Annotated in this window: 19 protein-coding genes; 14 read left to right on the plus strand and 5 right to left on the minus strand. The window is 34.6% G+C overall.

Annotated elements, in window-relative coordinates; genetic code table 11:
* Window positions 1-651: 651 nt before the first annotated feature.
* The 3 genes from MKX53_RS18760 (at window position 652) to MKX53_RS18770 (ending at window position 3,527) form a co-directional block, all read left to right on the plus strand.
* Window positions 652-1,164, plus strand: a complete 513-nt coding sequence (locus tag MKX53_RS18760) for an HAD-IIIA family hydrolase (RefSeq protein WP_340913451.1) — start codon at window positions 652-654, stop codon at window positions 1,162-1,164.
* 484 nt (window positions 1,165-1,648) lie between these two features.
* On the plus strand, window positions 1,649-2,677 hold the full coding sequence (locus MKX53_RS18765; protein ID WP_340913453.1) for a PIN domain-containing protein: 1,029 nt from the start codon (window positions 1,649-1,651) through the stop codon (window positions 2,675-2,677).
* Between the two features lie 127 nt (window positions 2,678-2,804).
* Complete coding sequence (locus MKX53_RS18770; protein ID WP_340913456.1) at window positions 2,805-3,527, plus strand: hypothetical protein; 723 nt, start codon at window positions 2,805-2,807, stop codon at window positions 3,525-3,527.
* Between the two features lie 88 nt (window positions 3,528-3,615).
* Here MKX53_RS18770 and MKX53_RS18775 read toward each other — a convergent pair whose 3' ends face one another.
* The gene (locus tag MKX53_RS18775) at window positions 3,616-4,392 is read right to left on the minus strand and encodes an ATP-dependent DNA ligase (RefSeq protein ID WP_340913458.1); all 777 of its coding nucleotides are present in this window, start codon (window positions 4,390-4,392) and stop codon (window positions 3,616-3,618) included.
* Window positions 4,393-4,528: 136 nt separating this feature from the next.
* Between MKX53_RS18775 and MKX53_RS18780 the strand changes: the two genes are divergently transcribed.
* From MKX53_RS18780 to MKX53_RS18830, 11 genes are all read left to right on the plus strand, one after another.
* Window positions 4,529-4,750 (plus strand): transcriptional regulator, encoded by a 222-nt coding sequence (locus MKX53_RS18780; protein ID WP_340913460.1) that lies wholly within the window; start codon window positions 4,529-4,531, stop codon window positions 4,748-4,750.
* Window positions 4,747-5,124: a YolD-like family protein gene (locus tag MKX53_RS18785; RefSeq protein ID WP_340913461.1), complete on the plus strand. Its 378-nt coding sequence runs from the start codon at window positions 4,747-4,749 to the stop codon at window positions 5,122-5,124. The genes MKX53_RS18780 and MKX53_RS18785 overlap by 4 nt, the downstream gene beginning before the upstream one ends.
* Before the next feature lie 236 nt (window positions 5,125-5,360).
* Complete coding sequence (locus tag MKX53_RS18790) at window positions 5,361-5,780, plus strand: hypothetical protein (protein ID WP_340913463.1); 420 nt, start codon at window positions 5,361-5,363, stop codon at window positions 5,778-5,780.
* A 284-nt stretch (window positions 5,781-6,064) separates the two neighbouring features.
* On the plus strand, window positions 6,065-6,436 hold the full coding sequence (locus tag MKX53_RS18795; RefSeq protein WP_340765884.1) for a hypothetical protein: 372 nt from the start codon (window positions 6,065-6,067) through the stop codon (window positions 6,434-6,436).
* Between the two features lie 75 nt (window positions 6,437-6,511).
* A complete protein-coding gene (locus MKX53_RS18800) occupies window positions 6,512-6,832 on the plus strand; it encodes a PrgI family mobile element protein (RefSeq protein ID WP_340765882.1) in 321 nt (106 codons plus the stop codon).
* A gap of 12 nt (window positions 6,833-6,844) precedes the next feature.
* Window positions 6,845-7,747, plus strand: coding sequence for a hypothetical protein (locus MKX53_RS18805; RefSeq protein WP_340765881.1), 903 nt, complete (start codon window positions 6,845-6,847; stop codon window positions 7,745-7,747).
* Entirely contained in the window at window positions 7,713-9,794 is a 2,082-nt protein-coding gene (locus MKX53_RS18810; RefSeq protein WP_340913465.1) for a VirB4 family type IV secretion system protein, read from the plus strand. Before MKX53_RS18805 ends, MKX53_RS18810 begins: the two co-directional genes overlap by 35 nt.
* A gap of 27 nt (window positions 9,795-9,821) precedes the next feature.
* Window positions 9,822-13,193: a type IV secretion system protein gene (locus MKX53_RS18815; RefSeq protein ID WP_340913466.1), complete on the plus strand. Its 3,372-nt coding sequence runs from the start codon at window positions 9,822-9,824 to the stop codon at window positions 13,191-13,193.
* A gap of 8 nt (window positions 13,194-13,201) precedes the next feature.
* Window positions 13,202-15,112 (plus strand): peptidoglycan DD-metalloendopeptidase family protein, encoded by a 1,911-nt coding sequence (locus tag MKX53_RS18820; RefSeq protein WP_340765876.1) that lies wholly within the window; start codon window positions 13,202-13,204, stop codon window positions 15,110-15,112.
* Window positions 15,113-15,129: 17 nt separating this feature from the next.
* Window positions 15,130-15,759 carry a hypothetical protein gene (locus MKX53_RS18825; protein WP_340913468.1) on the plus strand — a complete coding sequence of 210 codons (630 nt, stop codon included), beginning with the start codon at window positions 15,130-15,132 and terminating at the stop codon, window positions 15,757-15,759.
* A 229-nt stretch (window positions 15,760-15,988) separates the two neighbouring features.
* Window positions 15,989-17,113, plus strand: a complete 1,125-nt coding sequence (locus MKX53_RS18830) for a hypothetical protein (protein ID WP_340913474.1) — start codon at window positions 15,989-15,991, stop codon at window positions 17,111-17,113.
* Between the two features lie 24 nt (window positions 17,114-17,137).
* Here the strand turns inward: MKX53_RS18830 and MKX53_RS18835 are convergent, their stop codons facing one another.
* The 4 genes from MKX53_RS18835 to MKX53_RS18850 all read right to left on the minus strand — a co-directional run bounded on the left by MKX53_RS18835 (window position 17,138) and on the right by MKX53_RS18850 (window position 21,086).
* On the minus strand, window positions 17,138-17,338 hold the full coding sequence (locus tag MKX53_RS18835) for a hypothetical protein (protein ID WP_340913477.1): 201 nt from the start codon (window positions 17,336-17,338) through the stop codon (window positions 17,138-17,140).
* Window positions 17,339-17,351: 13 nt separating this feature from the next.
* A complete protein-coding gene (locus tag MKX53_RS18840; RefSeq protein ID WP_340913478.1) occupies window positions 17,352-18,779 on the minus strand; it encodes a metal-binding protein in 1,428 nt (475 codons plus the stop codon).
* A gap of 431 nt (window positions 18,780-19,210) precedes the next feature.
* Window positions 19,211-19,762: a hypothetical protein gene (locus MKX53_RS18845; RefSeq protein ID WP_340913481.1), complete on the minus strand. Its 552-nt coding sequence runs from the start codon at window positions 19,760-19,762 to the stop codon at window positions 19,211-19,213.
* 10 nt (window positions 19,763-19,772) lie between these two features.
* The gene (locus MKX53_RS18850) at window positions 19,773-21,086 is read right to left on the minus strand and encodes a hypothetical protein (RefSeq protein ID WP_340913484.1); all 1,314 of its coding nucleotides are present in this window, start codon (window positions 21,084-21,086) and stop codon (window positions 19,773-19,775) included.
* Window positions 21,087-21,091 lie beyond the last annotated feature (5 nt).

The raw sequence follows: 21,091 nt of genomic DNA on the forward strand, positions 1-21,091 counted from the left end.
GTAAAAATCATTGGGTTGCTTAGGCAACTCTTTTTTCTTATTGAACTAAGGCAACAGGTCAGTTGAACAATACATAGGATTCACCGAAATGGAGGAGGAAAAATGAAAACACTTAAGAAGTTTATTTTTTTTATTATAACTTTTAACGTAATATTCTTATCAATCTTAAATTTACAGTATATTTACAGATTTGGTATGGAGGATGATTACTTTTCATCGTTTTGGTATTCTTCAATTTTACCTATTTCTTTCTCAATAATACCATTAGTTTGTTTCAGTCTTAGTTGGTTTATTTCAAAATTTCTTATTCAGAAATTAAAAATTAACTCTATCTTAGGCTCAGTCACAATTCTTTTAATTACTGTTATATTAACCTATATGTTCACAGAAATAATGTTCCATGATTCAATTTGGTCATTTCTAACGGTTATTAGCACTATTTTAACTTTCTTCCTATTTTTCTATATATATAGGAAAGACGGTAGTTTCACCCGCGAGTGTAAAATTAATGGAGTACTTTGAATTGAGTTCCTTGTTGAACTAACGAGTGCTTTACTTCAAGAAGGAGTAAAGCCTTTTTCTTCTTAAGCTAAAGCAGCAGGTTTGTTGAATAAGAATAAATGAAAAATCATTCGATAGGGAGTGTAGAAATTGAAGGTTGCATTTTTTGATAGAGATGGCACTATAATTGAAGATTATTTAGACCATGAATGGACTAGAATAGAGCGTCCAGTATTTATAGAGGGGTCAATTAGCACGTTAAAAGAAGTCATAAAGAAAGGTTATAAAATTATTATTATTACCAACCAATACATTATTAACGAAGGATATATTACGGTTGACCAATACCATGATATAAATAATCAAGTGAAAAGAGAATTAAATAGCCAAGGTGTTGAACTGCTTGATGTCTTTTATTGTCCGCATGGTAAAGGTGAGGGGTGTAATTGTATGAAGCCTAATATTGGAATGATTAAGCAGGTAATTCATAAATATCCTGAAATTAATTTCGAAGAGTCCTTTATGATTGGTGACTCAGCAGTTGATGTAGAATTAGCAATAAATTTAGGAATTAGAGGGTTTGGAATCAGAGTAGGTTCTAATTACAAGAAAGAAAATATATATCAATTGAACAGTGTGAGAGAATTACCACTTTATATTTAATATTATTTTATAGCTGTGCCATCACAAAAAAAAATTCCTTCTTCAATTAAAGATTCGCTATTCGAAACAATTAATATTATTACTGCTTTTTTTAAAATTAAAACCATAACATTGGGTTACTAACTATAATGTAAAAAACTTAAAGTTCGTTTAGATGGTGGGTTACCAACTATAATGTAAATTAAAATTTTTCCATACATCCGTATTTCGTTGCTATTATTGAATTTTGGAGTTACCAATTATAATGTAACTTTACATTAAAGTAGGTTACTGATATATATTAAAAATTGATAAAATAAAATCACCTCTCTTACTGAGAGGTGATTTTTTGTTGGATAGCTATGTTAAAATAGCTGGAGTAATAAGCGAGCAACACGGCAAGTACAGCAAACTCGGGTGAAGTCCTATGCAAAATAAGTGACTACATTTCGTCGCTTGCGGAAAAATATTTTAGTTATATATAAATCTTCTTTTGGGGGAAAAAATGATGAATCGTTATGAATTAATTGAACGGCTGCAGAAGGATAATAAATATGCATATATTCAACAAAATGCTTACTCTAAACGAAATGAAAAAGTACAGGATATTGTTGAGGTCAATGGAAAAAATCAAATAGAAATTAAAAGAGGCAAGAACATTTTTCTTTTCCTTGATACATGTACTTGGCTGAATCAAGCTGAAAAAGGTAACTTTGAGAATTTCCTAAAAATAGCAGACTTAGCTTTGCAACTTGATATCTCTCTTTTAATACCTGAGCAATTAACCGTCGAATGGGATCGGCATAAGGAAGAGAAGGTATACAAACAGCAAGAAAAGACTATAGATGAACTTATAAGAAAAACCACGAGCTTGAGAGATAGAGTTATTACAGATGAAGTCCAAAAACAACAACTTTCTGACTTAATTATACAAGCAACACAATTTAAAGAGGAGCAGGTCAAGTACGTTGGTGGGCAAACAATAGCTCTAGTAGATGAAATAATGGATTTAGGTAAGAGAATCAAAACAGATGAAAATGTATTGATACAAGCGGCACAATGGGGCCTACAAAATGTCCCTCCCTTTGCTCCGAAGAAAAATAGTACCGCAGATGCTGTGCTATTTTTTAGTATAATGAATCATGTAGAACAGTTTAAGAATCCAATCTTATATTTTGTTACCGACAATAAAGAAGATTTCAGCGCATCACCCCAACCTCCTTTGATGTATTCAATGCATAATCAGTTCATTAATTATGCTACGGCAAAAGGTATTGAAATAAGATATTTTATCATTTTGGAAGATGCATTAAATCATAACGTTGAAGAAGTAACCGATCACGATTACATTAAGGAATGCGAAAGACTTTACCAAGAGCGTTTAAAAACTCTCCCTAAGTGTAAGGAATGTGGAAAATTGAAAGTTAAATATTTTCACAAATGGGACGGAAAAGGTCAAAAAGTCTTTTATAAATGTACAGTATGTCAACACATAGAAGAAACGGACATTTATGATATTGATGAATTTTATTGATTTTTATATAAAGAGGAAGATTTGAAAATATATAATTAGTAAATAAGGACTGCAAATAAATAGTTCTAATGTATTGATTAACAGAGTGTGTTAATATATTCCTTATATTAACAAGGAGATGTAAAAAATGAAGAGAATTTCAATATTATTTTTACTTGGATTAACGTCATTTTTGTTAATTGGTTGTAATAATAAAGAAGAATCCTTAGAAGATGGCATTCAAAATAAACAAGATGAAGTAAAATCATTAATTTCAGAAAAGGGAATTTTTGAATACGTTCAAGAAGGTATTGAATTTGAACAATTCGATTCAATAAAAGACGAAGATGAAACTATATTCATGTATAATATTTTACTTCCTGTAAATTCGTCATATTTAGAGTTAAATTCCTCTGAACAATATTCATTGCTAAGAGATTTAACACAGGAAATATTTGAATTACAAGGTGGCAGTTATGGAGAGAGCACACCAAAAGGTATGGCGATAAATGGAGCAAAGATAAAATATCAGTCTTTGGTTTTAAATTTTGACGATAACAAGAAAAATAATTATAAAATAAGTTTAAATAACGAAGAAGTAATAACATTTATGTCTGATAATGATGGTGAAATTAGTAATGTTATTTTTGCTACTATTTCCGATGAAGAATATGTGATTTTAAATTCTGGAATGATATTGCGAGAAGGTGAATATGTAAGGCAGGGACAGTGGGTATTTACAAAATCAGATACTAATTTAATACCAAACCAGACGAACGAACCTAATCGAGAGATTATCATGGATAATCAAACTAAAGAATTTTTAGAGTGGCAAGTTAAAAGCGGAGAGTGGAATAAGGAAGGTAAGTAAAGTAAGTAAAGGCTCGCTGTCAAAATGAAAAGAGAAGACAACTCAGCTGAACAACTTTAAAATTCTAGAAAGAAACCTTAACCCTATTTTATAATAGGGTTTTTTCTATAGAAATAATTAGTGGTATTCGTAACTTACCTGTATTAGTCCATCCTCTAGATTTCACTTTACATGCATAGGGCGGAGTCCTCGAAAACAGTACATCTTTCACTTCTTTAGTAAATCCGATATTAACACTCCCCAAATAATTACCCTCTATATCTGTTAGTTGAGCTGTTAATGGTCCAAATGTAACTTTAGAAATAATACAATCATGATAACTCCAAGCTATTATTTTTTTCCAATAATCTGTTCTTTTACCAATAAGATACGGTGTTTTCAAGCGTTTAGCGACGACTCCCTCCATGTTATTTTCCTTCATTAGATTAAAAACCGCTTCTCCCTCTGTGTGAATGTATGGAACTAAGTTAATGCATGGAGAATCTATGTTAGCTAATACTTCAGTAAGTAGTGCTTTTCTTTCTTCTAGAGGATACCTTGTTATCATTTCACTTTTATAGGTAATAATATCAAAGGCCATATAAATTATTTCTTGTACTTTATTCCCACTAAAACGGGACATAACTGCTTCAAAATCATCCGGTGTTTCTGTGCCAGGAGCTATTAGTTCTCCATCAAGTAAAACAGGAGTACCTGAAAATAGGAGTTCTGGAAAACGGTTCGTTGTAATCGTTCCATGACGTGTATAAGAGTAGTCATTCCCTACTAATAGCCTAATTCCATTATATTTTGGCTCGAAAATTGTCCCATCTTCCGTTGTTGCTTTTTCTTGGTATTCCAGTAGCATAGGCTTCACGATTTTCATAAGATATTTCACCTCACCTCTATTGTTTCCAACTTAAAAATTACAATTCACTAAGTAAATGAGTAAAATTAGAAATATTTAATTGTTGTAAAATAGAACGTATGTTTCTATAATGAATAAGAAGGAGGGAATAAATGTGCGTGCAAATATTTTAAAGACGATGCAGTTTAACCAAATATCTGAAATGATTTACATGAAAGAAAGCGGGGAAATCAGCAAACGAAGGGTAAAATTAATAAGTGCAAGAGAGAATACATTCAGAGCCTATTGCTTTCTTCGAAAGACCACAAGGATTTTTAAAATAGAAAGTGTACTGGCATTTGTTCCTGTATCCGATAGGGAGCGTGTGGTTGTGTGATACAAAAAAATGGATGGAATCAAAAAGAAACTTCAAAATATGTAAAGGATGTTAGAAGAAACGTAAAGTGGAAAACCGCAATGATGTTACCAGAACACGTTGTTATGCTTAGAGAATATGGTACGGAAATAAAGAGAGAACCTAAACCTGATTTGAATGAATGGGATTTTGAAGCGATACAAGACAACCTTCAATTAGCTATGCGTTCAAAAGCTGATACGAAAGTAAAACTGTGGAGAGATGGACAGTTCTCCTATAACAGAGGAACTGTTGAAGGGATTGATATAAAGAGAAGAACATTAGAGTTGCAAGATCCCTTTTATTTGTTTTCTATCAAAATAGATGAAATAGTTGATGTGACGATAATGGATTAGAAAGTTAAGAATAGCATTAGGCAACTCAATTAGATTCTATGGGAGTTTTAATCACCCCTTTTTAAAGTATTGCAAAATGTATATTTGTAATCTGAAAGTATACTAAATTCAATACTGGTTATAATAGTTAATAGTTCTTCTTTTTAATTTATAAGTATTTTCATAGAGTATAAAATTATGAAATATTTGTAAAAAAGATTATACTATTAACATATACGGGGAATGGAGTGAATGGGTTGACTACACAATTGTTATTAGGTAAAGAACAGGTTTTAAAAGAGGTAATTACTCTAGCGCAAGATTGGAGACAAAAGTACGACCAAGCTAATTTTTATGGTGGTTCTCCAGAAGAAATAAGAGAATTCCAAAAAACTCCTGCCGCAGCAGTAATACAAGATGCTCAAATAAAACTAGAAGATTATTTATCGAAATTAAGTTTTGATGATGTAAAAATGTTGCAAACTGTTATGTATCTTGGTAGGGATAAGGATTATGATAGTAAATTAACCCCAAATGAAATATACGATGATTATTTAAGATACATTGGGGGAAATGGTTGGAATACTAAGGAAATAGAAATAGGACAAATGACAGAAAAATTACCTTTAGGTGAATATTTAACAAATGGATTGAAGATACTGGATATAACAATTTAATATAAAACATAAAAAGCAGTACTAAATTAGGAAAGTCCAACTTTTTATGTTGGACTGCCTTGCTAAGATAGAGTCCTGCCTTTATTGAAAATATAGTAAGCTTTAATAAAATGTGTTGCAACTTTATATGATTTTCGCTAAGATAAAGTTAATTCAATAAGAGAACGAATGGGAATACCCCACTCTATACATGAACACACGTCTAAGACGTGTATGTTTTCGTGTGTAGGGTGGGGTTTTTCGTCGTTGTTGAAGAACACCATTAATCGATAGGAGGTCAACGCATGAAAAGAAAGTTAAAAGGTCTTGTAGCTGGAGCATCGGCGCTTTTGTTTACTGCATTTATAGGCGCAAAAAATACATTAGCAGCCTCTGGAAAAGTAACAGATGCATTCAGTACAGCTGGTATTAAAAAAACAGGGGATATGTCCGGTTTTTTTGCTGACTTAAATGGTATTGTCGTTGCAGTCATGACAGTAGGGGCGTTTTGGTGTATTACCTGGCTTATTGTTGCGGGTATGAAATTAGCAGGCAGTAACGGTAATCCTCAAAAACGTAATGAGGGAATCGGCGCACTATTCATGGTGTTATGTGGACTGTTTATAATTTATAAATCATTCGACATCGCAGCGTGGGCAACTGGAATTGGTAGCTAATGTTCTACTTTAGCTAAAGCACCTTCCTCTTTTGAGAAGGTGCTTTTTCTTCATAACAACAGGAGGTTTGAGTTTATGCGATTAGAAAAAGTACCAGTTGATATGTCTAGCGAACAAAAAGAAATTATGGGAATTCTATCGAAACGTCAATTAGGCTATTTGGTCGGTGGAGGTGTCATTTTATACGCTTATATTCCGTTTATCTTTAAGTTAATGTTTCCACTAGGGTGGTTGTTTGCTTTCATTTTTTCGCTAATTACAGCTTTTCCGGTACTAGCGATTGTTGGATTCTTTGGTTTTTTAAAAGTATCTAAATTAAATATGAACAGAGATGCCTATTTTCTTATAAAACTGACCAAAAAGTCTCAATATGGTTCATGGCGAAAAGGATTTTAAGGAGGAAACGGTATGACAGATATTTTAGTATTCGCCGCGCTCGGATTAGGAATATATGTGTTTTATAAAATCATGATGAAAGAGCCGATTATTCCAGGGCGTGGAAAAAAGAAAGTTACCACTAATGAACAACAGTTCAACAATCAAATGAAAAATAGTAATAAGAAAAAAAATGTAGTAGTGGACCCGTTAGCAGAAGATGAAGCTGCTCCGTTCGGAGAGTTATTTCCAGAGGTTCTAGACATCGATAATCATATGGTGCATTTAGAAAATAACCAGTTTGTCATGATAGCCGAAGTAGAACCAGTTAACTACTATTTGTTAGACCAAAGTGAACAAAATGGGATAGATGCTATTTTTGAAACATGGTTAGCACAAATAAATTACCATGTTCGCGTTTACTTACAAAATAGATATGTAGATTTAACAGATCCTATCAACGAGATTCAAAAAAATATGGACTTAGAAGATGATATGGACCCTTTGGCAAAACAGTTTGGTGAAAATATGATTCAGTCTTTGAGAAGTTGGCAAAATGCTCAACCACGATATGAAACAAAGCGTTACATATTATTTGACTATCAAGTAGATCCAAAAGAAATCAAAGCAGACGACCAAGAGGATTTACAAGAACGAATTCTAGATAAAGCATTTAATGAGTTACACCGTCGTGTGAATACAGCTAAATCCCAGTTACGAAAAGCGAATATGAAAGTGCAATTACTTTCTACGGATGGTATTTCGGAGGTGCTCTACTACGCATTTAACCGTAAAAAAGCTGTGAAAAATCGATATAGAGATATTGAAGGACAAGAAATGCATTCTCTCTATGTAACAGCAGACCAATCAGCTGAGCAAATTGTTCGAGTGAAAGGAGAAATTGAAATTGTTCAAAAAGAAAACCAAACAGTTTAAAGCTGAAGAAGTGCTAGAAGTCGAAGAAGAAATTAGAGAAGACGAACTTCAGATAAACATGAAGCCTAACATGTGGGATACTTTTTCACCCGATGGATTGAAAATAAGTGGAATATCCGATGATTACGGAGTTATTAAACAATCATTAGGAAGTAAAACCTTCTTCCGTCCATTTTACATACCACGAGACGGCTATCCTCGAAAAATGATGACTACGTGGATGAATAGTATAACGGCTAGTGGAGAAGTCGATATGATGGTGGACATTCATAAAATTGGTAAAAATGATGCGATCCGTATGCTCCAAAGACAAAACACCATCATTAAAGCAGCTTTACAAGCACAGTTAAAACGGGGTAATCAAGATTCTATCATGGATCTTCAAACAAAGATTGCTGATACAGAAATATTGATGGAGGAAATTCAATTTGGTGAAAATGATTCCTACTTGGTTTCTACCAAAGGAATGATTTATGAAGAGACGGAAAGAGGTTTAGATAAATATACGGAATCGTTAGAGGATGAATTAGCATCTAAATTTTTCAAGTTGACTTCGACTTGGGGAAGAATTAAAAAAGGATTCCGCTCGAATACTCCACTTGCATTCAATGAAATTAAAGATTCTCTTCGTAACCTAGACCGACGTTCTTTAACTACTTTTGCCTTCTTTATAAGTGGGAGCGGTAAATTTAATGGCGGTATACCAATTGGAATTAATCGAAATACAGGACAAAAAGAGTTTTATAATGCTTTCGGTACGGATGAATCTCGTCCAGAGAATTACAATATGGCCATATTCGGTGTATCGGGTTCTGGAAAATCTTTAGCTATGAAATTGTTATTATCTCGTGAGACAACAGGACTAGGGGTATACTCTCGCTTAATTGATGTAGAGGGAGAGTTTACTAGAATCGTAAAACGCTTAGGTGGAATAAATGTAAGTTTATCAGAAGAAAGTAATATTGTTATTAATCCATTAGCTATCAATCTGTCGAGCATACCTTATGATCCAGAAGATGAAGAATTAGAATTATTGGAAATAGACGATAAGCGAGAAATAATTGAAAAGAATGGCAAAAGATTTATTTCTTTCGTGCCACTTCGAGAAAAAATTAATGAAGCAACGGAGTTTTTTGATATTGTATGTCGAGGGAAAAATCAAGAAGATGATGGGTTATCGGTGTATGAGCGGAACTATATTGAAGAAGCTTTGAAATATTTATTCGGACCGGATGGCTTTAATTTCACGACACACCCATCTTCGTTATTTGAAGAAAAACCTCAAATGGTAGATGGAATGCTTATTCAATCCAAAGTACGTAAACCAGAGCCGACCTTAAGCGATGTTTATAACTATTTGATTACGCATTATAAAGAAGAATACACTGCTAAGCGTTTAATCGCTGCTATCCGTCCTTTTTTACGAGACGGTTCCAAACCTATTTTTGACGGACAAACATATTTAGGAAGTAATCAATCCATAGATTTACATTCTGCTAGATTAGTTAATTTTAATATTTCTCAGATGGAAGAAGGTTTTTTACGTCCAATCGCTTATCACGTTATCTTGAATTATGTATGGGAGTATTTCGTAAAAAATGCGGATAATGCCCACATGAAAAAAATAGTATATGCCGATGAGTTTTGGACGATGGTCGATAATGATCAGACCGTTTCATTTGCAGAAAAAGTTGCTAGAAGAGCAAGAAAAAGGAATTCAGGCTTCAGAATCGCATCCCAAGATTTTGTGCGAATACTCGAATCGAAGAAAGCTCGTGGGGTACTGCAAAATACACATACGTTCTTCTTCTTGCGTCAAAACAAAATTGATTTAAAGCTAATTGAAGAAAACTTTGATTTATCTAAAGGGGAGATTAATATCCTTTTCCAAAATCCAGATAAAGGAGAAGGAATATTACGTCAAGGTCGTTCATCCGTATGGTTGCAGACAGATCCTACACAAGATGAGATTGAATTTATTGAAAGTAATATGGCGGTATTAGAAGAAACAAGACAGAAACGTGCATTTACAAAACAAATGGTATAAGAAATAAGTAAGAAAGGAGGCATCTAAATGGGTGAATTCTTTGGGGGAGTAGCAGATAAGATCATTAGCATCTTTGAATCCCTAATCACATGGATGTTTAAAAGCTTATTAGAACCATTTTTAGGTTTAGCTCATTTAAAAGACTTGATTTTCGGCACTAAAGGTGGCGATTTAATATGGGGAACATTTCAACCAACGGATCTTACAGGTGCACTCGTGCCAACTTTCTATTCAATGGCAACATTGGCGGGATTTGCATTCGTAATATTTATCGTCATTTATGGGATGCGATTAGCGGATGCGAGTAGAAATCCGCTACAACGGAATGAATTAATCTCCTTTGTAACTGATTTGGTGATGGTGTGTTTAGTATTGTTCAACCTTCCGCTATTGTACGACATACTATTTACTATCAATCAAGGAATAGTAAACCTCTTTAGTGGGGCATACGAAAGTAACCTTGATAAGTTAACCCTTGGTGACTCCTTAGATGGAGAAGACGAGGGTGGTAATGGAGTATCGGACTTAATTGGTCAAATAGCTGTTCAATTAGTTCTATTAGGTCTGAGTATATGGGCAAATTTCTACTACTTTATGAGAAAAGTTACATTAATTCTCTTAATGGCTCTTGGTCCTTTAATGATGGTATTTTACTTAAACCAACGTTTTAGAGGAATGACTGGAGCCTGGTTCAAAGAATTGGTGGGTTCCATATTCGTCCAGTCTATTCATAGTTTAGTATTTTGGGTGATTGCAGCAATTTCCGCATCCAGTGATGGATTAATAGAAACAGTTATCGTGTATGCAATCTTTATTCCAGTTTCTGAGGGTCTGAGAAACCTAATTGGCATGGGTGGTGGAATGCAAGGTAACCTATCTAAAGCAGGAGCTATGATGGGGATAGGGGCACTTTCTGGAATGTACGGCGTAGCCAAAGGTATCACAGGAGGACAAGGTGTTGTAGGAGCGCTTAAAAATGGTTATAACGGCATTAAAGGAAAAGGCGGAAACGGTAATGGTGCAGAAGGTACAAGTGGTTCAGATACATCGGACGACACATCTTCTATGCTGAAAAATCATGGTGCTGAAGCCGGAACGGATGCAGGCACTACTGAAAAAGCCGAAAAAATGTTACAACGTGGAGACTTTTTCAGTAAAGGTGGAAAAGCAGTTCTTGGTATGGCTGGTTCGATTGCAGGTATGGGATTAGGCCCTGTCGGTTCTATTGCTGGGGCTACTGCAGGTTCTGCAGTCGGTGGAGTAGTAGGGGGTATAACTGGGAGAGCCGGTTCAGCAGCATTGTCAGGATTAGCGGCAATACCAGGACAATTTAAAAAAGGTCGTGAAGCAGGGCTAGATAAAATGAATGCTCGGAATGCTGACCTAGAGGATAATTTAGCAAATCAAATGGCCGACCATGAGTCGATTGCTTGGGCTAAAGACAATAAAGAATCTGTCATGAGTAATCTACAAGAAAGGTTTCCAGATGCTTCACCGCAAGAATTGGAATCTAAATTTAACGATATTCAATCTGCTCAACGACAAAAGTTTCATCAAGGAGCCAAAAACTCCATTGCATCAATGAAACAAAATGGAGAAAACATGGCAAGTGGTCAGAGTATGGTCAATGCTTCTTCTCAGGCAATGGCTGACCAATGGGGTAAAGATAATCAAGCAAGTTTCTTTACGGATTATGATCAAAACAATGGGAGAAAAACGGGTGAATCACAACAAGATTATCAAGCCCGTCGAATGTCTGCATTTAATGAGAAAAAGAGCGGTGTTCAATCTGCCTTTGAACAGGCAGGTCAAGAATATGTGAAACAAAATGCAGTTGATGGTAATGAGCCAATAGCGAAAGACAAGTTCCATGAACATATGAGTTCAGCGGTAGGAGGAATGCAAGGTTTAGGAAACGTATCTAATCTTTCGTCTGCAGGTAAACAAGCGGTAGATCATGTGACCGGAGCGAGTATCTTAGCTTCAAATGGAAAGCCGAATACTCCGTTTGTTGTTGGAAGTCTAGCTAACGCAAAAACTAATCAAATGAAAGAAGCTTTTGTTGCTCAACAACAATCTGCTGGCATCAGTGTAGATTCTGCTGAGAGGGATTGGGACAATAATCATAAAGAGAGTGTTCATGCGCAAAACGTACAAAGTGCTCAAAGTACACTATCTCAAGCTTCACAAGGTATTCGATTCCGTGCAAATAGCGATTCAATAGGAGCAAAATTAGAAGATAAAACAGTTGGAGTCATTGCGGGTGTAGGAGCAGCTACGGGCATTACGAGTATAGCAAGTGTTGCTAAATCGATGGGGCAAGGATCTGTAGCAGGATTTCAATCTAGTGATGCACAAGGTTTCGGAGGCAAGGTTGTTTCTGCAATACAAGGTGGGTATTCCGAAGGAGTTCAACAATCTGCGGAATTACAAGGCGGTATGGTACAAGCACAGAAAAACTTCCAAAATTCACTAGGGTATGCAGGTGGAGTCATGATGGGAGCAAAAGGTTACCGTATGGGTGCAACAGCAGCAGCTAAATTCGCTTCACCATATCAACGACAAACACAAGAAGCTATCCAGACACCGAGTGAAGTTATCCAAATGGCAAGAACAGTAACCGATCCAAATGGAAATCAACAGATTGCACCAGGAGCAATTAGACAAGTGATTACTCCTAATGAATCTTATATCGAGGTACAGACAAAAGGTGGTTCTACAGAGATTGTTTCTCGAAAAGGTTCTGGACATAGTAAGTTGAAAAGTGGAGAAGTAGTTTATCAAGATTTATCCGTCATGAACGATTCTCTTGTACCTGTTCAATCAAAAGGTAGTCAATCGTCAACTTATCGCTTAGATAGTGGTGGTGCAAGAATTCCTTCTCACGTAGAAGTGGCACAAGATCCTTCGTCTTTATTAAGTAGTACGCTTTTAGGTTCTAAAAAAGCTGCTCCAGTTCAAAAACAACAAGTTCCTATATTCAATCAAAAAGTGGATAGCGGTAACTTTAAAGTAGAAGAAATAAAAGCACAAGGTCTTTCTAATCCTAGAGTAGTGGTAGAGAAAAACAGACAGTTTGTAACGGCTGAAAAAGACGGTATATCATACAGGGTTTCTCCTGTATTTGCAGGAGATTCACGTTTAGGGTCTTCTCAAACCATCGAAATACCTGTTCAAGCAGATGGTGCTAGATTAGCAGTGAAAAATTCTGTTCCAGATTCAGATGTAGGGGCTCTTACTTCATCTAACCAAGCCTATTATTCGTCTAGATCAGTAGAAGGTCTGATAATCAGTGTCGAAGATATGATGGATTCTAAGCATATGGAACATGCAAGTCAATCAGCTGAAAAACGAAGATATCTAGATCAAGTTAGAAGAAAACAAGGATTGTTGGGGTGAGATTGTAAATGAATTCACCAGAAGAACAACAAGAATCCATTGTAGCCCAAAAAGCGAAAGACTATGCGAAGAAAAAGGGTAAAGCGTTAGGAAAAAAAGCACTCAAAAAAGCAGCTAAAGTAGTTGCTAAAGCAGCAGTTAAAGTTGGGTTTGCCATTGGTAAGTTCTTGGTAACTTTGCTAATGGGAACAGCAGGACCAGTTATCCTAATAGTAGGTGGTATTTTATTAGCTATCTTCGTTATTTATCTTGCGGTTAGCATGATTTTCTCTAACAGTCCCGAATCTTTAGAAGGAGAGGCATTAGAATTACGCAACCATATCGTACAGGTTGCGGATTCTACGGTCGATATGTCTAGACCTGAGCAATTACCTTATCGAGTACCACATGAGCTTATTATTGCCGCATTGCAGTTATATAATTCGGGGAATGTAAGTCAAAAAGAGGCAGCTTCGATAATGGGGAAAACATTAAAACCTATTTTCACTTATGCAGAGTTAGAAGGTTCAATAGAAGCGGAAACAACTACTTGTGTAAATGGTAGTTGTTCCAGTTCTACCACTTCTACTCCCTTTATCTTAGAGCCTTTAGAAAGAGTAGAAGCTTGGGATAGAATAATGGAAGCTACCTTTACTCCGCATACGACGGAATGGCAACAAGGAGCAACACAAGTTTCGACAACAACTAGGTCTGTAGAGAAAACGGATGCTAATGGGAAGGTCATACCAAACGAGTATGCAGTAGAAACAGATGTTACGACGGTTACAACCAAAGTACGTTCCCATACATTTTTGATAGATGAAGTGGTAACAGAAGATTATTCCCACTACGATAGAATGCTCGCGACAGAACCATTCTCTTACGGGCAAGATGATAGATTTATAGTAGAAGCTCTTTATCAAGCAACAGATAAATACATTAACTATACTGGTTGGTTAACAGGAAACTCGTTAATCGGTTTTGATGGTACTGTTAATCCAGGAGCAGGTGTTCCTCCAGAATATATGCAGTATTATTTAGCGGCTGAGAAGAAATATAAGGTCGATTGGTATTATTTGGCTGCGATCCATTTCGTGGAAACTGGTTATTCTACACATCCTACAATGGTATCCAGTGTGGGTGCTGAAGGACACATGCAGTTTATGCCTTGCACTTTTGTTGGCTGGTCCTACCCCGCTTGTAGTGGGAATGGGGGGGCTAATATCCCCGATAGTATTAAATTGAATCCAGGTAAAATAAAAGATTATGGTGGCTATGGAACAGATGCAAACGGGGATGGTAAAGCAGATCCGTGGGATGTAGCAGATGCAATTTTTACAGCGGCAAACTATTTAAGTAAAAGTGGTTTTTCTAAAAATATAGATAATGCAATTTGGCACTATAATCATTCTTCTGCTTATATAGAAAAGGTTAAGAAGAAAGCAATGGAATTGAAAAATGAAGCTAAATATTCAGGTGGTGGAGAAATACCACAACTCGCACCAGGTTCATTTATGCGTCCTGCTGTTGGTGGAGTTTCATCAAAATATGGGCCTCGTAACTTAAAAAATGGATTCCATTATGGTACGGATATTACCAATAGTATTGGAACTCCAATTGTAGCTATGGCGGATGGGAAAGTTATTAAATACCATACAGGGTGTCCACAAGTAGGTTCTTTGAATAGTAAATGTGGAGGCGGATGGGGAAATCACGTATATATTGAACATGTAGTACAAGGACATAAATTTGTAGCAGTATATGCTCATTTTTCAAAAACAATGGCGTCTAATGGTCAAACAGTAAATCAAGGACAAGTCATTGGGTTAATGGGTGCAAGCGGAAGTGTTACTGGTCCCCATCTTCATGTTGAATTGCATAAAGGGTCCTATAAACGTCCGAATAATGTATTAAATCCTGGTTTATATATTCCATTTTAAATAGAGGAGGAATATTAATGAAAAACAAAAAACTTGGTATAGCTATTTTCGTCGTAGGACTCCTCGTATTACTCTATTTCATATTATGGAAAGAAGAACCAACCAAATTGACTGAAAAAGTCGTTGTTCCTGTGGATACAACAGAAGAAATAACAGAGGTCATTGATGAATCAAAACAAATAGATGAATTTATTTTGTCAAAGATTCCTGGTGGGGATGAGGTTTTCTTTAAAAGAGAACAATTTACCGGACATTCGCATGATGTAACTACCGAAGAATTACGAAAAGAAACTATGCAATTTGTCTATTCAGCTTTTATGTTGCAAGATGTTGATCAACTAACGGTTGCTTTTTCATCTGATTCCATTCGTTCTCTAAAAAAAGGTACACATACGGTAATAGATTTACCAAAAGTATTAGCAGATTTTCTGAAACTAGTGAATCGTGAGGGACTTCTGGAGAAGTTAGAATATCAATTTAAACTAGATGAATATGATAGAGAAAGCAATAAAGGGCTCTTAACGCTCCTGTATAGCGATGGCATACAAATCTTAGTAGAAATAGAAATACAGCCAGTTGGGGATGAAGAGCATCGTGCATTTGAAGTGATTACCCCATTATCAGAAATTGGAAAGTTATTTGAATAAGAATATACATTTGTATTAGATGTATCATTCTAACTTTAGATCAAATAGGAATATAGGGCATGTCTTGAAAATGTAATATAATTCAAGATATGCTCTTATATTTTATACACGATATTTTATTTGCTATCTCTTATAAAATCTTTTATGTAGCAATAAATGGTATGATTATCCTAAAATAAAAGTAAAAGTATTTTTGATACATAGTAGATTTTTAGAAAGGGGAATGTATATGTACGATAGGCTTTCTATAGAAAAAAGAGAAGAACTTCTATTATTACTTACTGCAGAACAACGTGATTTCTTGATGAAGGAATTGAAGCGTGGCAGACGTACCATTTTTGAAAATGTAATGAGGGATGAAAAGATATCGGCAATTAAGTCAATCGATACTGAACTAGAAGAAGATGAACTGCTTGTAATCGATTGGATGATTATTGACTTCGCAGATTATGGATTGGGAAATCTCGCTGGTCAATGTGCATGTGGTAGAAAGTTACGCTATCAGTTCACCGTAGAGCATCAGCAAACAGGAAAAATCATTCAATATGGAAAAGACCATTTAAGTGTATTTCTAAACATTGATGTGAAGGATATTAATGGGGTAATTAATGAATTAGATAGGTTTGATCATGAATTGGATGAATTGCTATGGAAGGTCAAACATGGGGAATATGGATATGAAGTTTATGAAAAAATACAAGATAAAACAGTTGTTTCCCCCAAAATAGTAAAGCATATAGAAGTTAATGTTCCTCTACTTGATCGGCAAATGAATCTATTAAAGAAGTATCTTGAAAAACAATTGGAAGCTTTACTAGAAGAACAACGGGAAATTCAGATAAAACTTGAATTAGAAGAACAGCAACAAAGAAATGAAAAAATCGAAAAGCTCATACAAGAGAAGAAAAAAATAGAGGATATGTTAGAAGATGAACGAAAAGCTAGAAGTGAACTAGAGAAAAAGAGAAAACAACAAGAAAAAGAAAAAGTGTTGCTTGAAAAGATGGAGCAAGATGCAAGACTCAAAGCAACTATAGAATTAGTTAGACAAGGAGCGAAAATAGACGAAATAGCTTATTCGCTAGTAATGAATGGGGTAAATAGTGCAGTAGAGATTAGTTGGATTATCGTTAAGAACTTTGATGTGGATAAGCGCATTTCAATAGGTGACTTTGGTAGACCGTATATTTATTTTGACATTCTCATCGCTTTGTCGAAGCAAGTTAATAATGGATATCTGCTAAAGGATGAAGCATCTGATGGGGAAGATTGTATTTTCTATGTAAATCCAGAGCCAGTACAAGGTAATAGTAAAGATAGTGAGGAAATACAACAGGAATTTTCATTATTTTAGGCTATGTTAAAGGTAAAGGTTGATTTAAGATGCACATGAAAAGTGAGCTGGAAAATGTATTTCCCAGCTCATTTTACTTTGATGTCCTTTTTTATTAAAGCACTCCGTTAATGACACTAATCTACATTCTTTATGTGTTCTACTGAAATACAATGTTAATTCTATTCTAGTCTTTATTCCAGCAATATTGGCATATGACCAATCACGGTTAAGTGAATTTTCCATTTTCAACTCCTACTTATTTCTTCCTACGATTTATTTTTCTCGCATTACTTTGAATTTTTTTCTTTTTCCGTTTTTTTCTATATGTATCATTAGGTTTGTTATTTTTAGTAATTTGTCTGACTTTTTTCTCTAATAAATCTGGAAAGTAATCTGTTGTTCTTCTTAGAGGATGACCTTGCTCAACTAAACAGTTTTTTCTGGTTTGATAAATTATTTCACCTATTCCCAAACAGGTCCTAAACAACTGTAAACATTCTATAACAAATTCACTGAGATATATCTTCTCTAATTCACCTTTATTAATAGTTCCTGATGGGTAATAATTTATCAGCTGGGTTTCTATATCAAATTTATAACTTCTATGACCTATAGCATTTCTTAATCTATTATCTACTTTAAGAGCAAACAGTACCTTAAATTCTTCTAAAGAGTTAATAAACTCTAATTTTCTTCCTTTACTATTCATTTTTGTTTGATAATCTTTTAATGTCTTTATCTCTTTATTAACATTTGGGTTCATTAGATTAAAATCATCTCTAACTAATAAGTTTTCATATGCTAATATCAAATCGAAAATTTCAGCAATATCTTCAAAAGTATCAATATAAAAATCCTTTATATCTTCAAAATCTACTGTAGTCAGACCCATTTTTTTTATAGCTTCATCTTTATTTTCTGGTTCCTTATAAAAATCCAAGCCAATCACAGGAAGTATCATTGGAAATTTCTCTATGAACTTACACATAATAATATATATTTTTTCTTCATAAGTATTTAGCTTTGGGCCAAACATTAAATATAATTCTCTATAAATTTTATGATCTTTATTAAGTAGTTTTTTTATGGTTTTGAATATGAAATCCGTTGTTACGACAAAGTAGTCCTGAAAAATAGGTTTGAAAAATCTTATATTCAACATATGAACTGCTCGCAAGTACTCTAGTTCATTATCAGCAGGAAAATTAGTTTTATTTAAAACTTTATTTAATTCTTTAGGTAGATATTTATAATTCTCACTAAGCCAAAGCTCATTTATACGTCTTACAACGGGCCAATTATTTTTGATAGAGTTTAGAAAATTGACTATAGTTCTTTGGAATTCTAATACATTATAATCTCCCATTGTAAAAATACCACTTTTGAAATAAGGAGGAAAATAGGTATCAGAACTTCCAGTATATGTTCTTAACTTTTCAGTTAGTAGCTCACCAGATACTTCGATTAAAAAATCAGGGTCATTCTTCGCTTCTACTTGTGTGACATTATTTAAATCAACTTTAAAAGTTCCTTCCTTCTGGTCTAAATTAACTTCACCATAAATGGGGATATTACAATTGCTACATTTTATTCTCACAGGATATTTTTCTAACCAACCTAACTGAACCTTAATTCTAGTTATATGTTCACAAACATTACATTGATAGTCACCAGTTACATTCATTTTTAAATCCTCTTTCTATTTTGTTTTATACTTCCAGTCTAATGGGATTAATACATCTCCATTTCTTTGAGGTCTTTGACTCTTGAAAGTGATTATTAAGATACTTGCATGATCTAAAACTATGATAAGGAAGCTAGGTCCCCATTCTATTTATTTGTTTATTTCTTCACTCTCGTTTATTCTTTTCCTTCTTCAATCAAATGCCTCGTTAGTTTAAGTGAACCCTTTCACAATCTTCTATTTATTTTAACATAAATATCCAGTTCCAATGTTTATAGGAAAACCCTTTTATATATCAACCTTTTCCCTTCACATAGCCATTTAAAAAAAGATAGGGTTCCTTTGATATAAAGAGGAATCCTATCTTTATTAATTTGAAGGTTTACTAAAACTAATCCCTTTCTAAAGAAAGGAAATTAATTTATGGTATCTCAACTTCTATAAACTTCATATTTCATTTGAGTCCATGACTTAAAATGGCGAACAATAGTCATGTGAGAGGGTAACTTTTCTTTGTTAGCAACTTCCATCCATTTAGCCACAGTAGGAGGGGTGTCGGGGAAATAAGACAATATCAAACGCTTTAGTTTGTTCTTATCCCACACCATAGTCATTGTTTTTTGTTCCACTATTTCAGTCCCTAAATGACGTGTAAATGTATAGTAAGAGGGGAGTTGGTTGGTTTTAGCGAATGTATTCCACTCTGAAATAGACGTGAATTCTTCTTTGTATCTATCTAAGTATTCCAATAGCATCTCGTCTGTATATTCAGGTGGTCTACTCTGACCCTGCTGTTCTAAAGACAACGCTTCTTTTACTTTGTTCCAAGTCCCAAAATATTTAATAATCGTTTGAGAATGGGGAAGGTCATGTTCCTTGCTGTAAACATTCCATTTAGACATACTCGTCAAATGGTCTTTATGGTTTTGAAGTAGTTCAATTAACTTTTGCTGATCTAATGGATACTTTTTGTTTCTTGCCATGGTTTCCTCCTTAAATATCTGTAGCCAACCATTTTATAGCCCATTGTTTTCCTACTTTTGCATACTGAACTATTCTTTCTTGTACATCTGCTTGATATAACGGTGCAAAAGCCTGAGCATTAGGTGTAGCTTGTACATATTGATTATACAGAGTAAGTTCTGATTCATCATAAGCAGCAGGAATTAAGTAAAGGGCGATATGAGCCTCTTTAATTGCTGTTTTTACGTCTTCTCGTGTTCCAACTTTCTCAAAGAAGGAATTAAGCTGCTCCGACTCCATTTGGTAGATATCTAAATATTGAGTAGAAAGGGATTGCATTTGAGCATTCTCTTTAATTTGCGGTACAATTTCAAAACCATTCCAAACAAACTCGATTTCTATAGCTGGCACATAGAGTGGTTCCGTTTTATAGCGTTCATTCTCATGATTTCCATTCAAGATAAGATAGTTATACAAGAAAGGACTTCTGTGAAGATAATCTGGATTAATTCGCACAACGGAATCTTCTGTATAACAGTCGTCTAAAAAGTTCTTAGAAGCATAAGCAGGAAGTGGATTCGGGAACAATAGATAATAAGAATGGTCCTCATTCTTAGGTTTACTACGTTTGTCGTGATTGTGAGCAATTAACCAGTTGCGATCATCAGAAACAGATGCAACAGCACGATTTAAATACTTGTGTAATGTCTTTTTTTGCTCCATAACTTGAGAAACCATTGTACTCAATCCGTTATACATAAGATTGGAACCATTTCCTTCACGTTTTAGTTGCTCTTGAAACAGTTGGAACATCCGAATGGTCTCTAAATCACTTTTGTAATTCTTCCATAATGGTTTAAGTGTTTTGTCTGTCTTATACTTGTTTTCCATTGTAGTAGGATGGATAATGCCATTCTCGAAATCTTTCTTTTTAGCTTTCTTATCTTTTAGATGGAAGTAAAGACCAACAGGAAGGATAATTGGTGCAAACAAGATAAGGATACCGTAAGAGATGATTGTTAAACCTTTTTTGGTATTCCCGATAGCAAAGAAAGTACCAATGGCAAATAAGAGCAAAAAGGCAATAAGGGCAAAGAAGAAACTAACCATTGCAATAAGAAGTAGGACGCTTAAAGTAGTAAGAGCTGTCAATTCACTAACTATACCGACACGGTGAGCCATATCGACGAAACCTAACTTTTGAAATACTGGATAAAACCATTCATCCCATTTCCAAACAATGAAGAAGAGACTTAAAAACCCCATTAATCCAGCCATACCTGCTGAACGTTGCATATTGTATTGTTGTTTGGCACTCGCTAACCAAAGTAAATCCTGTAACATAAATT

The organism is Psychrobacillus sp. FSL K6-4615 (assembly GCF_038008225.1).
Taxonomy (GTDB): Bacteria; Bacillota; Bacilli; order Bacillales_A; family Planococcaceae; genus Psychrobacillus; species Psychrobacillus psychrotolerans.

Bases quoted from the DNA above. Each gene is read 5' to 3' on its own strand.
- MKX53_RS18815 (WP_340913466.1), top strand. From the start codon at position 9,822: ATGGGTGAATTCTTTGGGGGAGTAGCAGATAAGATCATTAGCATCTTT.
- MKX53_RS18770 (WP_340913456.1), top strand. From the start codon at position 2,805: ATGAAGAGAATTTCAATATTATTTTTACTTGGATTAACGTCATTTTTG.
- MKX53_RS18850 (WP_340913484.1), bottom strand. From the start codon at position 21,086: ATGTTACAGGATTTACTTTGGTTAGCGAGTGCCAAACAACAATACAAT.
- MKX53_RS18765 (WP_340913453.1), top strand. From the start codon at position 1,649: ATGATGAATCGTTATGAATTAATTGAACGGCTGCAGAAGGATAATAAA.
- MKX53_RS18825 (WP_340913468.1), top strand. From the start codon at position 15,130: ATGAAAAACAAAAAACTTGGTATAGCTATTTTCGTCGTAGGACTCCTC.
- MKX53_RS18845 (WP_340913481.1), bottom strand. From the start codon at position 19,762: ATGGCAAGAAACAAAAAGTATCCATTAGATCAGCAAAAGTTAATTGAA.
- MKX53_RS18830 (WP_340913474.1), top strand. From the start codon at position 15,989: ATGTACGATAGGCTTTCTATAGAAAAAAGAGAAGAACTTCTATTATTA.
- MKX53_RS18805 (WP_340765881.1), top strand. From the start codon at position 6,845: ATGACAGATATTTTAGTATTCGCCGCGCTCGGATTAGGAATATATGTG.
- MKX53_RS18795 (WP_340765884.1), top strand. From the start codon at position 6,065: ATGAAAAGAAAGTTAAAAGGTCTTGTAGCTGGAGCATCGGCGCTTTTG.
- MKX53_RS18835 (WP_340913477.1), bottom strand. From the start codon at position 17,338: ATGGAAAATTCACTTAACCGTGATTGGTCATATGCCAATATTGCTGGA.
- MKX53_RS18800 (WP_340765882.1), top strand. From the start codon at position 6,512: ATGCGATTAGAAAAAGTACCAGTTGATATGTCTAGCGAACAAAAAGAA.
- MKX53_RS18820 (WP_340765876.1), top strand. From the start codon at position 13,202: ATGAATTCACCAGAAGAACAACAAGAATCCATTGTAGCCCAAAAAGCG.
- MKX53_RS18840 (WP_340913478.1), bottom strand. From the start codon at position 18,779: ATGAATGTAACTGGTGACTATCAATGTAATGTTTGTGAACATATAACT.
- MKX53_RS18775 (WP_340913458.1), bottom strand. From the start codon at position 4,392: ATGAAAATCGTGAAGCCTATGCTACTGGAATACCAAGAAAAAGCAACA.